This is a genomic window from Calditrichota bacterium, from assembly GCA_020637445.1.
Lineage (GTDB): Bacteria > Electryoneota > RPQS01 > RPQS01 > RPQS01 > JABWCQ01.
Genome location: JACJVZ010000002.1, coordinates 496,432 through 507,676, shown reverse-complemented (window position 1 = coordinate 507,676; position 11,245 = coordinate 496,432). Strand labels below are relative to the sequence as shown.

Sequence of the window (11,245 nt, the reverse complement as noted above, 5' to 3'; positions counted from 1 at the left end):
TACCGGATATGTTGAAGTGTAAAGGTTCTTCAAGTTTGTCATGGCAGCACCGTGATGTTTCCGGTGCGCAAGGAACAGCTGCGCGCTTGCGCAAACATGTCCAATCCAAAAGTCGAATCCGCATCAAACGCGGCCCCCGCCGAGCCCGGTGCAAGACCTCTGAGTTCTAAGTATGCGACGACGCCGTCACCGTCCGCGTTCGTCCCAACGCGAGTGTCGCCGCTGTATTCGATAATCCACGTCAAAGTGTTCGTGACGCGAAAATCTCCATTTTGAATTCCACGGAAGAAATTGAAACCGTCGTTGTCGTCGAAGAACGGGCCTTCGGTGATTCCGATGATCTCGACGTTGCCTTCCGCGAACGTGATCGAATATTGCAAAGCCGCAAGATCATTTGCCGCTTCGATATTTACCGGCACCAGCACGGTGTCGCCGATGTTTATTTGCGTGGACGGCAGCCACAGTGTGAGCAATGCGGCCGTCGCGAACATGCTGTCCGGTCCGATGCCGCGCAATCCGTCGGCGTCGACGGCTTCAGGGCGAACCGCATAAATAGTCGAAGGTTCGAGATCGGTCAGCACGACTTCATGGTCCATCACCTGCGAGGCCATCGTGATCGAATCTTCCGCGACGCCTATACCGTAGTGCAAAACCGTCGAAGCGGGTTCGTCCGTTTGCCACGTCACGCGCGCGGACGATTCCGTGATCTCTTGAAATCTGAGTTGTGTAATAATCGGTTCAGGCGTGGCCTTTTCCGGAGTCAGGAACTCTCCAGTGCAATCCAGTCTGTTGCCTTCGGCATCCACCGCCGTCAACCTATAAATGTAGGTTGTTGCAAACGAATAGCCGGACAGTCCGACGCTGTGCGAATCGGCGAGCGTGTTGACATTCAAAAGCTGCGTGTAAACCGATTGGCCGTAGCGAAATTCGCCGGTGGTCGGCCGGTTCGCGGCCCATTCGAGGCGCATCCTTCCGTCCACTTCCACGACGCGGCAATAGTCGATCGAGAATTCTTCCGGACCGACGGGAGTCGTCGGACCTGAAGATCCACCGCTGCCGCATGCTGAAAGCAGCATCGCAAACGCGAGAATCGTAAGTAGCTTGATGTTCATTAAGGTGTATTTTCCGTAAACATGATTTCAGTTGAATCGCGCAAACCGTCCGCATAGACAATCAACCATCCAAGTCCCGCCGCTGAATCCGCCGTGAGCGTATCCAATGCGACGCCGTTGGTCGTAAACACTGTTCCTGCCGCCAGCACGCCCATGGGATTGAGCAAAATCACGCGCGTGGAGTCCTCGACGGGCAATCCGTCAATCCGGTATTCGACGAAGATGGTCATATGCGAGATCCCGTCCGCCGGAATTGCGCTGGGCCGAGCTTCGACCGTCAACACACGCGTCGTTTCCGAATTGGTCGTTTCCGGCTCGGTGCTCGCGGGATTCGTGCAGGACACGATCCAGAGCAGAGGTATCAGCATAAAGAAATATTTCATTCATCGGCTCCGCGCGGAGGCAGTGTCAGAGCAACTTCGCGGCCCGCGTTGCGATAGACTTTTTTCGTCACTTCGCGCGCCTGAGTCACGGTTACTTTTTCACTTTCAATCGTGGAAAGAAACGGGCTGCGCAGGCCGTCGTTCAGAATTGCCGTGGCCATCACGGTGCGCTCGACGTAGGCTTTTTGTTCGACCAAATCGACGAGTTGCACGCGCAGTTTGCAGGCTGCTTCGATTTTCGGTTTCGATACGATCAGCGGAATCGACAAACTTGTTCCGCGCACGACCGTTTCGTCATCTACGTAGGTGACCAACATCCAGCGCATCGTCGGATAAGCCGCATGAATCGCCGACATGCTGTTCCAAAATGCTTCGCGGTTCATAGCGTCGAACGGAAGCCCCGGTCTATCCAGCGACGGGAGCGGCATGACTAAGTCAAAAGACTGCTTCATCGACTCGCGCAGTTGGTACCAAAGTTCATCGTTGTCGGCCATCGGCATCGAAGTAATCGGCGGCGCGACGAGCAGTGAACCTGTACGGTAAGGAGCGGCAGCCGGCTGTGCCTTTGGAGGGAAGACCGAGCGCGGCAAACGTCCTTCAAAACTCAATCCGATTGAACCGCCGATCAGCGGATCATCTTCCAGTTCAGCATAGACTCCCGGATGCAAACCAAATCCCCACGGCAATTTCAGATCGAGTCCGCCGTGCAGCACTTCAGTATCGGGAAGATTGCCGACGCGAGTGATCGATTGACCGTACGCGACACTTGCTCCGATACGTTCTCCGAACGGAGTCAATGACAAACCCATACCCCAGCGCAGTGCTTGTTCGGTGTTGTCGGAAGTTCCGAAGTAACCAAAGAACGCGGAGAGCTCGGCGGCTTTGCCCGGCGCCCATGCTCCGCCGAGGGACAGTTGTCCGCCGGTTTGCTTGAGCGAGTAAGCAGGCAATTCGATGACAGAATTTGTGGTGGAGTCGTAGTAGCTCTCGTTTTCGCGGAAACCGGTCGGCAAAATCAGGTTGCCGTTGACTCCGAAGGCGAGTCTATCCTTATAAGAGAGCGGCCAGACCGCGAGTCCGAGTTTGGCATCTTCGGCTCCGTTTTGGAAGGCTCCGTGTCCGGCCAAATCGCGGTTGGAGGTGCTTGCGGAGAGGGCCAATCCCTTCGCGACGCCGATCTCAAATGAGCCGCCGGCGCGGTTGTCTTCCCAGGTGTCGTTGGCCAATTGTGAGCCAAATCCTGCCAGTCGGAAGTGTCCGGCGGGGACAGGTTTTGCCCCCAAGGAGGGGTCTGAAATGGCTCCAGACGGCCAGGTTTGCGCCTGCGCCAGCCCGGCCAAGACAAGGATAATTAAAGTTTTAGCTTTCATATGACTCTATATAACAGATGCCCAAGCACCTTGTTGTCACACTTCAACTAAGCAACCGATGTGCCAGCCAGCGTGCCGCTGGACCCAATGCGCTGGCGCTCGCGCTTGAAAGTCACGCCCCATTAGGTCGAGCCTCTGGCTCGACATCCTCGTATGTCGTCATCCTGAACACAGTGAAGGATCCCTCCGGTCGCCCTCCGCAAGCGGGGGGCTTAGGGGGGTGCCTTCGGTCTCCCCCCTCGCTTTAGCGGGGGGGTTAGGGGGGGTCAGCGAGCAATCCTACTACCGTCGGCCTCTGGCCGTCCCTTCTTGAGGGTTTCGTAATGAACCCCTGCCGGAGGCAGGGAGGTAGTAGGGTTACGAAACGAAAAACCCCCTCGGGGGGGGGTAGTAGTGAGCCTAATCGATACGGCCGTTGCGCGGCCCTGAGCTAGTCGTACACAGGCACGATGCGGAAACATCCGGCATCGCCGAGTGCTCCTACATCAATTTGAACGGTCGTATCATTAACCGCTGTGTACTCCGTAAGTTCAACTGAATTCTCATTGCATTGTTCAGAAAATACAATCCGGTATGACGTGGCGCCGATATCATTGTACCATCGCAACTCGACGAGGTTTCCGTCAAACGGCATACAGCATATTGTCACGTATTGTTCGTTTGGAATCGGGACATAGGCTCGAACAATCGTCGGCGAATATGTAAACGAAATGAAACTGCAAAGCCCGGATTCCGTGGTGATCACATCGTGAATGAACCCGGCGGGAAGAGTTAGTTCATCCAAGTAACCGCCGTCTATTAGTCTGAAAAACTCAAACCGAGTGTTACTTACTTGCTTGGCAATCGCCAAGTTAGGATCGAGAGGAATCCGTGCCATATAATGCGGCACGGCATCCGGGTTTTCCCACAATGTGTCGAGCGTCGCGAAATCCAAGCCGAAGCCAGTGCGCGCGAGAACAATATCTCCATTCTCCAAACTTCCAAATCCCACGTAGATCGGTGGACAGAAAACATAATTGGGGTGTCCCGGAGGATAAGTCGTTGACTCTGAACAGGGAGTTGACAAAACTACAGGACAATTCGTTCCACATTCTGATTTCCAAAACCTGGTGTTTTTAATATAGAAATACTCTTCGTCCCAGTGGTAGCCATATTCCTCGAGTGAATATGTTCCTCCTGCAAAGCAGGGAGACTCCGAATCTAATAAAACTGCAAGGCTCGAAGTATACGCTGGTGATGTGAATTGCGGAAGAGTGTCGTTAGTGCGAAACACAAGCGCTTGAGACGAATAAGTCAAAGAGTTATCTCCTGCGGGGTCACAAAACACTGTTGTGTTATAAATAGTGCTTAGGTACTGCGCGCTGGCAGGAGGTTCTGGCCACGGTCGATATTCCCCCAATGTAGCGCCATAAGTGTTGCCGTTCGAGCAACTACAGAACAGTCCATCTGTCATAAATCTGGTGACATAGTCAGCACGCTCGATTGAGTTTGATAAGGCATCAATCTCAACTAGCACGTAAGCATCAGAAGTGTTGTCTCCAATGTCACATGACAAAAAGTAAACTTCTCCGGTTAGAAGGAATCCAAAACGATTCTGATTCTGTGGCTTGAAAAAGAACACATGAGTTCTTTCCCCAACCGGGGTCACCCAACCCGGCGGAATAAACCACTCGTCATCCGTCACAACATACTGCAAATCCGAGTCGAGCGTCTCCTTGTAGAAAAGCGTATCGCCGATACAATACGCCAATCCATAAGTTGAGTCATCCACCCAGTGCCGCATGTCCCAGCAGGAAGCAGCCGTAGGGATTTCTACTTCGGCATCCAGCATGACGGGAAGCTGAGCGTTGGCAGAGGATGCTAGCCAAATCAGTCCTGCAACGGCCCATAGGCCGACAAGGAATTGTTGAAAATTTCGCATGTCTTCATTTTAGTGCAGAAATTGGAACGAATCAAGCATATTCGTCACATAAAAGAGGCGGCCCTCCGGAGCCGCCTCTCATAATAACAATTGCTTCCTGTTTGAGCTTGAATTATTAGTCTCTACTCAACCCAGTCCGCAATAAAGATATTGGTTTCGCCCATGGACTTGCCTTCGCCACGAGATTCCAACTAATTGATTCTGATCAACTTGATCGTAGCAAAATTTGATCATATGATCAACTCGATGGGGTGGTTTTTCTTGCCGGAAGGCCGGATTTTCGATGATATGGAGATTGGTCATGGGGTAAACTCTTGTTTTGATTAGGTGGGAGCGAGGTGCCTGCAACAGGTGCCGCCGCGAGGGGAAAGGCGCCATTGCGAGTGTGGACACCCACAACGGCGAAATGGGTGCCGCAACGAGAAATAAAGAAAGGCCGTCCACATGGACGGCCTTTCGCCTTAATCAGGTTCCGGCAGGAATCGCGCTGATGCGCTTAATCCGTGCTCGGCGAGAAGTAATTTATTGCAGCACTTTGTCCGCCGGGCCTCCAGTGGCACCGACTTGCGATATCATAAACTGATAACTGCCCGAGCCGCTGTAGGCATAGACCACAACACGAATCGGCAAGGAACCTCCGGTAACCGTGCAAGTGAAGTCCTCGTCACCAACCTCTTCTCCCTGACACTCGGTGTACTGCGTCGCGCAATCATCGGCAAATGTATAAAGGTCGAAGTCATTACCTCCCGCGGCAAGTTGGAATCGCCAACTACCAACTCCGAGCGTCGTGCTGAACCAGTTTTCTCCGCCTTGAGCGGCAATCGAACAAGAGCTTACGACATTCCCCGGAGTGTAGGCCATCGCAGTGGCGCACGTCGTGGCACACTGTCCTCCGCCGCCGCAACCGTCGTTGCACGTTGCGCCCTGTGTCCACACGCCGGATACCGTAGCGCATTGCGCCTGTGTTACGTCCGCGCAATCGTTGTTGTTGTTGTAGCAGCATCGTCCTACCGGATCGCCGCCGCCCAAACTGCGGACAAACGTGGAAACAAACGCGTGCCAATTTGTCTGTCTCCATTGCAAAGATGAGTAGCTCACGGAGTCCGGAGCAAACTGCGCGAGTTGCCACGGAATGTAAACATTCAATCCACCGCGCGGAACAGGCGTCGTCGGCGATTGAAAATACGTATCCGTAAACGGCACCGCGGCGTTGATGGCGTTGCGCACGTTGACGGCGTTTTGATTGATCAAATTGATCGTCGAGAGTGTCGGTTGGGCCTGAACCTGATTCGTAAATTCTCGAATATCCACATAGCGCGGATCATCGAGATTCGTCGCGTGTGTACTGTTCCACGCATTAAGCACTTCGCCCCAGTATTGTCCGCCTTCCTGCACCAAAATGTTGCCGAAGTTTCCGAGTGCCGCACCCAACGCCTGCATCTCCGACATCTTGATCATGGCATAGTGCGTCGTCTTCTGTTTGAACTGCGCGCGCGCCACGACCGACTGCACAATCTGACGGGCGTAGTTTTCGTTCGAAGCATCCTGGTTGTTGCGCAGCCAACCCAGCCACAAATCGGATCCGAGGATATTTTCCATCGGCATCACAAATTGACAGCAAGTCATGTACTCGCAAACGTCACGCAGTTCATAAGCAACTTCCGCCATACCCATCAGGCACGCGTGCCACGTCAAAATATCCACGTGCCCGAGATTTGAAGATGTGATTGCTTCGCGCGTTTCCGGCAGAGTCAAAAGTCCGCCCGCACCGGCGAGATCGTCAGAACAGCTTCCCGGCCAGCCTGCTCCGTGGTCATCGATAATAAGTTGGTAGCGGTCGGCAGGGTAATGTTCTTTGCAATAGTTAATAAAGTTTCGGAGCGTCTGTGGGTCCGACATGTCGCGCGTACCGAGGTTCTCGATTTCCGGCGAGCTAATCTGGTTCGGATTCTCGCTCGGGTGGTATTCCACCTTGTAGTATCGCGCATTGCCTCCGCCGCCATAGCGCGACACCATCGCAATGATATTCACATTGCCGTCGCTCTCAACTTTTTCCATGTCCTGTACGTCCTGAACGATATATGACGTACCGTTGTTGGCCATATCAAGATCATTGTTGCCCGCGCCATAGAGCATAATGGTCCATTTTGCGCCGCTGTTATTGTTGTCGCCGCCGCTGTCGCTCTTACAACCGACGACCAGCGCAACGGCCATCAGAACGATTAGTCCCGCGGTTGCAAACCAAATCGATTTACGAGCCTTCATGGTTGTCCTGCCTTCAAAAGGAGTATTTTGGGTATCTTCCAACTTTCCAAATGTAATCAAGCCAAATCAGACAAGCAAGGTCATGCCGCCATCTCGCCAAACTCGTGGCAAGTTGTACTAACACGTCACTTGGCTTTTGCTCCGCAATTGCACACCCGAACTAACCTGTCAAACGGAGCCAAACTTCAAAGCACTCGCGTCAGAGCCTCGTTGGTGACTTTTCAAGTCACTCCACCCAGTCCGCGATGAAGATGTTCGTTTCGCCGCGTTCTTTGCTTTCGCCGCGGTTGCTTGCCCAAACCAATTTTTTGCCGTCGTAGGACCACATCGGAAATCCGTCGAAGCTCGGCCCGTAGGTCAGCCGTTCAAGATCGGAACCGTCTGCGCGCACGCGGAACAAATCGAAGTTCGGCATCCGGTGATTGCCCAAGCTGTCAGCCCAATTAGTCGTGAAGATCACCCATTCGCCCGACGGAGAAACGTACGGACAAAAACTCGCCGCGTTCAGATTCGTGATTTGCCGCTGGTTGTTGCCGTCGGTGTCCATGATCCACAAATCAAGCGTCACCGGAGACACAGCTTGGTTTTCCCACAAGTGATTCCACTTGCTTAATTCGTCGGGAGTCTTCGGATGAAACGCGCGGTAAATAATATGCTTGCCGTCCGGCGAGAAGAACGGTCCGCCGTCGTAACCGATCGTGTGCGTCAAGCGGGTCTGCTTCGAACCGTCGATGTTCATTTTATAAAGTTCGAGATCGCCGTCGCGACCCGACGTGAACACGACTTCTTTGCCGTCCGGCGACACCGCGGCTTCCGCATCATATCCTTTGGCGTCCGTCAGTCGCACAAGATCGCTGCCGTCGCGCTTGCATTTGTAAACGTCGAACTCAAACAGTCCCCAAACATAACCCAAGCTGCGATCCGGCTTCGTCGGACATTCCGGCGCATTCTCGTGAGTCGAACAGTATACGAGTTCGTCGGTGCCCGGCACGAAGAACGAGCACGTCGTCGCGCCGAGTCCCGTGCTGACGAGTTTCGTTTCGCCCGTCTCCAGATTCATTGTGAAGATTTGATCGCACTGAAAGCTGTCGCGCGTCGATTGAAACACCAACCATTTTCCGTCGGGAGAGAAGTACGCTTCCGCGTTCTCGCCACCGAACGAAAGTTGTTTGATGTTGTTCAAATGCGTTTCGCCTTCAAACCAGGTAGGCTCCGAAGCAAACAAACTTGCGGCCGCCAAAATCGCCGTGATAAATAAAAACTTCTTCATTTTTCTATTTTCCATTTTCAATTTGCAATTTTCTCTCAGTGTTTCTGCGCCGGAGCCTGCAGCACCGCGTGCGTGACTTCATGTTTGTCTTCGCGGATATACTCCACTTCAACGGTATCTCCCGGAGCGTACGTCCTGAGCGCGAACACGAAGTCGTAAATATTGTTGAGTGTTACCTTGCCCATGCGGACGAGCAAGTCGCCGCCTTGGATGCCTGCCGTCGCTGCGGGTCCGCCTTCGCGAGCGCCGGAAAGCAGGACTCCAAGCAGTGTATCCGGCTGCGAATAATCCGGAATCGATCCGAAGTAAACCCGGAAGGCTCCTCCGCCCTGTTCCGGCGGTTCAGCGGATTTGACAAAAGTTAACGGATGGTCGAACGCGTCGATTTCGCGCAGTGTGTTGATGGCAAGGTTTGTCACTTTAACTTCGCCTTCATAGTTGATCTTATCCGCGTCGTCCGTCGACTTGTGATAATCTTCGTGGGCTCCCGTGAAAAAGAACAACACCGGTTTGTCCGCCAGATAGAAGTTCATGTGATCGGAGGGACCATAGCCGTCACCTTTGCACGTAATCGTGAGCCCGGTTCCTTGCGCCGCGCGATCGACGATATCTTTGAATTCTTCGGCGGATTTGCATCCCAGCACAGTGAATTCATCATTCGCAGGAAGTCTGCCGACCATGTCCAGATTCAGCATCATGCGCACTTTATCTAAATCAAGCGGAAAGTTCTTGACTAAGAAACTCGATCCTCCCAGACCTGTTTCTTCCGCGGTGAACGCCACGGCGAGCACCGTCGACGCGACCGGAGATTGTTTCAAGACGCGCGCGGTTTCCAACATTCCAGCGACGCCACTCGCATTGTCGTCCGCGCCGTTGTGAATGACATGAGCCTGTTCATCCAAACTGCCGCTCTGTCCGTAACCGAGATGGTCATAGTGCGCGCCGACGACGAGAATATTTTCGCCACCGGGAATGATTCCCGCGACGTTTTTAACTGTTACCGTTTCGCGGGACAAGTCTGTCGACATTGTGACGTCGTCTTCGGTGACATTCAGGCTGCGCGGCTGAGTGTTGGAATCGATGGAACGCTGAAGTTTGTCCAACTCGAACTCCGGGAACATCTTCTTGACGGCTTTGCGCGTCATGCGCAAGACCGGAATTCCGCAGTCAATATAGGCTTCATTCGCGGACGGCACAACCAACTCTTCAGTTTGCGACGTATCGGCATAGATCGGACCGTCCACAAGAATCATAGCCTTCGCGCCCTTGAGTTTCGCGTTGCCGGCTTTTGCGCGCAGCGCCGAATGCGCGGTAACATTCAGTCCATCAAATTTTGACGTGGAGTCAAATTCTCCCGGCTCCTTTCGCATGCACAATACGATCGCGTCTTTTACGTCGACGTCCGCGAAATCATCGTACTCGAATTCCGGCGCGATGATTCCGTACCCCGCAAAGATCACGGGACCCGTCACCTCGCCCGGAGCCGAAAATCCGGTCGGCATCACGCCGTGCTCCGTGTCGATTGTGTCGCCCTTATAGACGATGAAGTTGTTTTCACCGAGTGTGAAGCCCCAGCCCATTTCGAACTCTTGAAAATAGGAGCCGTCAAAAGCTGGCTGAAGTCCGGCATCTTTCATTTGGTTTTCGATGTAGTTTGCCGCGTCGTCGAGACCCTTGGTGCCGATACCCCGGCCTTCGCGGGCGTCGTCCGCAAGATACTCGATGTCCGCGCGAATATGGTCAATCATCGGTTGTGCGGCGGCAATAACCGACCACGCGAATAGCAAGCAAAGAAAAGACAAGCGTTTCATGTTTCAGTCTATGTGTAGTGGAAAATGGTTGTAAGAAGTCGTATCTTCAGGCATGGACAAAGTGGTCAAACAATTTTTGGAAAGCGCCGTGGCGTACGCCGCGGGCGAAGCAGCTCCCTCGCGCGAACTTATCGCCGAGGTTTCTGAACTTTCATTGCCGCGAATCATCAGGCCTTCTGACGCACGAGACGCGCTGTGGCGGATTCTTTCATTTCCTGAGCGCGGTCGCGCGCTGGCGGTCCTAAACGCGGTTGACTTGATCCTCGAGATTATTCCCTCGTGGTCTACATACATGGCCGTACAAGAATTTCGCTTGGCCGCCGTCGAAGAGATTCATAAGGAACGGTGGGCCGACGGTCTGAGCGAAACCGCCTTTAGCAAGATCTGTTCGTTTCACGATGCCGCGGTGGATAACCGCTTGAACGGCTGGGCGCTGACGTCGCTTGCGACGCTGCTTGTTCACGAAGCGGAAAACATTGCGGGCTATTTGTCGTCGCTGCGCATGGATTTCTCCGCGCTCGAGGCGACGGACGGCGAAGTCGAGCGCGTCGTGGCAATCCTAACGGAATTCCCGCTCGTGCTCACCGCGCTGGCTAAAGGCGAAGAAAAATCCTTCAAAGTATTGCCCGCCACGCTTGTATCTGTGCTGGCCACGATGTTTGCCGACGAGCGCTTCACCGATGAACAAACTGCCGCCGCAATTCAGGCAGCCGACCGCTGGCTCACCAAGAAATGAAACTTCGTATCGATATTTGGCTGCATCGCGCGCGCATTTTCAAGTCCCGCACGCAAGCGACGAGCGCCTGTAAAGACGGCAAAATCATGGTCGGCGACAAGTTTGCCGATCCGCACGACACCGTGGACGAAGGCGTCACGATCAAGATTCGCATGAAGGGACTTTACCGCACGTTCAGAATTCTCGAAGCGGCGGACATCAATCTCTCCAAGAAAGACGCCCCGCGCATGTACGAAGAAATCACAGACGATGCGACGATCGAGAAGTTTCGTCAGATCGAAGAGTCTAACAAACTCTGGCGCGAGTCCGGCAAGAAAGAAAAAGGTCGTCCGACCAAGAAAGACCGCCGCGACATCGAAAAGATGCGCGGACACTGA

General features: G+C 53.7%; 9 protein-coding genes. 2 read left to right on the top strand and 7 right to left on the bottom strand.

Annotation, left to right across the window (positions count from 1 at the left end; genetic code table 11):
- Positions 1 to 38 precede the first annotated feature (38 nt).
- From H6507_09985 to H6507_09955, 7 genes are all read right to left on the bottom strand, one after another.
- Positions 39 to 1,112: a hypothetical protein gene (locus H6507_09985; GenBank protein ID MCB9369425.1), complete on the bottom strand. Its 1,074-nt coding sequence runs from the start codon at positions 1,110 to 1,112 to the stop codon at positions 39 to 41.
- Positions 1,112 to 1,495 (bottom strand): hypothetical protein, encoded by a 384-nt coding sequence (locus tag H6507_09980; protein MCB9369424.1) that lies wholly within the window; start codon positions 1,493 to 1,495, stop codon positions 1,112 to 1,114. Before H6507_09980 ends, H6507_09985 begins: the two co-directional genes overlap by 1 nt.
- Entirely contained in the window at positions 1,492 to 2,865 is a 1,374-nt protein-coding gene (locus H6507_09975; protein ID MCB9369423.1) for a hypothetical protein, read from the bottom strand. The genes H6507_09980 and H6507_09975 overlap by 4 nt, the downstream gene beginning before the upstream one ends.
- A 430-nt stretch (positions 2,866 to 3,295) precedes the next feature.
- On the bottom strand, positions 3,296 to 4,786 hold the full coding sequence (locus H6507_09970) for a hypothetical protein (protein ID MCB9369422.1): 1,491 nt from the start codon (positions 4,784 to 4,786) through the stop codon (positions 3,296 to 3,298).
- Positions 4,787 to 5,308: 522 nt separating this feature from the next.
- Positions 5,309 to 7,051, bottom strand: coding sequence for a hypothetical protein (locus H6507_09965; GenBank protein ID MCB9369421.1), 1,743 nt, complete (start codon positions 7,049 to 7,051; stop codon positions 5,309 to 5,311).
- 226 nt (positions 7,052 to 7,277) lie between these two features.
- Positions 7,278 to 8,321, bottom strand: coding sequence for a PD40 domain-containing protein (locus H6507_09960; GenBank protein ID MCB9369420.1), 1,044 nt, complete (start codon positions 8,319 to 8,321; stop codon positions 7,278 to 7,280).
- 35 nt (positions 8,322 to 8,356) lie between these two features.
- On the bottom strand, positions 8,357 to 10,132 hold the full coding sequence (locus H6507_09955) for a M20/M25/M40 family metallo-hydrolase (protein MCB9369419.1): 1,776 nt from the start codon (positions 10,130 to 10,132) through the stop codon (positions 8,357 to 8,359).
- A 52-nt stretch (positions 10,133 to 10,184) separates the two neighbouring features.
- On the opposite strand from H6507_09955, the gene H6507_09950 reads away from it, so the two are divergent.
- Together H6507_09950 and H6507_09945 are read left to right on the top strand one after the other, a co-directional pair.
- Positions 10,185 to 10,868, top strand: coding sequence for a hypothetical protein (locus tag H6507_09950; GenBank protein MCB9369418.1), 684 nt, complete (start codon positions 10,185 to 10,187; stop codon positions 10,866 to 10,868).
- A complete protein-coding gene (locus H6507_09945) occupies positions 10,865 to 11,245 on the top strand; it encodes a hypothetical protein (protein ID MCB9369417.1) in 381 nt (126 codons plus the stop codon). The genes H6507_09950 and H6507_09945 overlap by 4 nt, the downstream gene beginning before the upstream one ends.

Excerpts from the sequence above, each read along its gene's own strand:
- H6507_09985 (MCB9369425.1), bottom strand. The coding sequence starts at position 1,112 with ATGAACATCAAGCTACTTACGATTCTCGCGTTTGCGATGCTGCTTTCA.
- H6507_09980 (MCB9369424.1), bottom strand. The coding sequence starts at position 1,495 with ATGAAATATTTCTTTATGCTGATACCTCTGCTCTGGATCGTGTCCTGC.
- H6507_09975 (MCB9369423.1), bottom strand. The coding sequence starts at position 2,865 with ATGAAAGCTAAAACTTTAATTATCCTTGTCTTGGCCGGGCTGGCGCAG.
- H6507_09970 (MCB9369422.1), bottom strand. The coding sequence starts at position 4,786 with ATGCGAAATTTTCAACAATTCCTTGTCGGCCTATGGGCCGTTGCAGGA.
- H6507_09965 (MCB9369421.1), bottom strand. The coding sequence starts at position 7,051 with ATGAAGGCTCGTAAATCGATTTGGTTTGCAACCGCGGGACTAATCGTT.
- H6507_09960 (MCB9369420.1), bottom strand. The coding sequence starts at position 8,321 with ATGAAGAAGTTTTTATTTATCACGGCGATTTTGGCGGCCGCAAGTTTG.
- H6507_09955 (MCB9369419.1), bottom strand. The coding sequence starts at position 10,132 with ATGAAACGCTTGTCTTTTCTTTGCTTGCTATTCGCGTGGTCGGTTATT.
- H6507_09950 (MCB9369418.1), top strand. The coding sequence starts at position 10,185 with ATGGACAAAGTGGTCAAACAATTTTTGGAAAGCGCCGTGGCGTACGCC.
- H6507_09945 (MCB9369417.1), top strand. The coding sequence starts at position 10,865 with ATGAAACTTCGTATCGATATTTGGCTGCATCGCGCGCGCATTTTCAAG.